This window comes from Paraburkholderia sediminicola (genome assembly GCF_046027355.1).
Classification (GTDB): Bacteria; Pseudomonadota; Gammaproteobacteria; order Burkholderiales; family Burkholderiaceae; genus Paraburkholderia; species Paraburkholderia sediminicola_B.
In genome coordinates this window covers 1-1,523 of the sequence record NZ_JAQQEK010000099.1, presented here as the reverse complement: position 1 = coordinate 1,523, position 1,523 = coordinate 1, and the positions used below count along the sequence as shown (strand labels likewise).

Below are 1,523 nucleotides of genomic sequence, written 5' to 3'. Positions count from 1 at the left end.
TTGTATCGCGTTTGGGGCGTCTCGGACAGCGAGGACGTTGCCTGCTTCGCTGTTGTCCAGAACTGCCGTGCGAACTATTTGAGTGCTCGATGTGTTCGATCGACGTTTCCGGTTTGCTACCGGCATCGCGGTTGTGATGCTATAGTTTATGCGAACGTTAGCACTTGATCAAGTGTAGCCGCAGTGATTCCTGCTCGTCAACTAAGCAGTCAGATGTCGCGTTGTTGCGAGAATGCCGATATAAATGCTATCGTTCGCATCATTAATTGAGCACGCCAGTGAGGTGGCCGAACCTGACAGCGCGAGCGCGACTACCAGCTTCGGCGATGGCTGCTGGGAGTCGCATGTCCGGATGGGCGACTTCGGTAGGGGGCTCAATATTCGCGAGCTGAAAGGGGCGTCTCAGGACCCCAATGGACTCATCTCCATTCGACATCAGAGGACACCTAGTGAAAATCGAAACAATGGGCGTCGTCGGCGCCGGCATCATGGGCAGCGGCATCGCACAGGCGGCAGTAGTCGCTGGTCTTCGGGTCGTGTTGGTTGACGTCAGTGAGACGACGCTTGCGACCAGTCTGGCATCGTTAACCGCCAGGCTTGAGCGCATGGTGCAAAAAGGCCAACTCGATAGGCGCTCATGCGAGGCATCTATACGGCACCTGGCGACAAGCACCGACTATAGGAGCCTTGCCAGTGCGAATCTGGTTATCGAGGCAGCGACCGAACGTGCGGACATCAAGACAGCTATCCTTCGCGAAATCGAGTCAACGGTTGCATCACATGCAATCATTGCGACCAATACCTCCTCGATCTCGATTACTTCACTGGCCGCGGCACTTGAAAGACCCGAGCGTTTCATAGGCATTCATTTCTTCAATCCTGTTCCCGTTCTGCCGCTGGTCGAAGTGATTCCCGGGCTGCAAAGCAGCAGTGAGACGGTCGATTTTGCGTTGCAATGGGCCCGGCAAATCGGCAAATCACCTATTGTCGTTTCCAATTCACCGGGATTCGTCGTGAACAGGCTGCTCATCCCAATGCTGAACGAAGCCTTCTCTATTCTGGCTGAGGGCGTCGCGACCGCGGAAGAGATTGACGCCGGTATGCGGCTGGGCGCCAGTCACACGATTGGACCTCTGGCGCTCGCTGACCTGATTGGTCTCGATGTCTGTCTATCGATCATGGACGTGTTGCAGAAGGATTTTGGGGATCCGAAATATCGTGCTTGTCCGCTGCTTCGGGAACTTGTGGCGGCGGGCAGGCTGGGGCGCAAGAAAGGCAGGGGCGTCTTTCAGTACAGCACGTGAGAGGGGGCATGTGTACGGTGAGGTGTAATTGGATCGCCGAAATCGTCGCATGAGATACAGGCAAGTGCGCAGATTTAAGAGGACGAGACGACGTGAAGGTTCTTGTTGCGGTAAAAAGGGTGGTGGATGCCAACGTGAAGGTCGGCACGAAATCGGACGGCACGGGCGTGGACATTGCCAATCTAAAAATGTCGATGAATCCGTTCGATGAAAATCGCA

The 1,523-nt window shown here is 55.2% G+C and carries 1 protein-coding gene and 1 pseudogene; both read left to right on the top strand.

The genetic code is table 11. The features are described from left to right. Positions 1–449: 449 nt before the first annotated feature. The gene (locus tag PQR42_RS45405) at positions 450–1,304 is read left to right on the top strand and encodes a 3-hydroxyacyl-CoA dehydrogenase NAD-binding domain-containing protein (RefSeq protein WP_408393913.1); all 855 of its coding nucleotides are present in this window, start codon (positions 450–452) and stop codon (positions 1,302–1,304) included. Between the two features lie 92 nt (positions 1,305–1,396). After that, positions 1,397–1,523 (top strand): annotated as a pseudogene (locus tag PQR42_RS45400) (electron transfer flavoprotein subunit beta/FixA family protein); the annotation flags it as partial.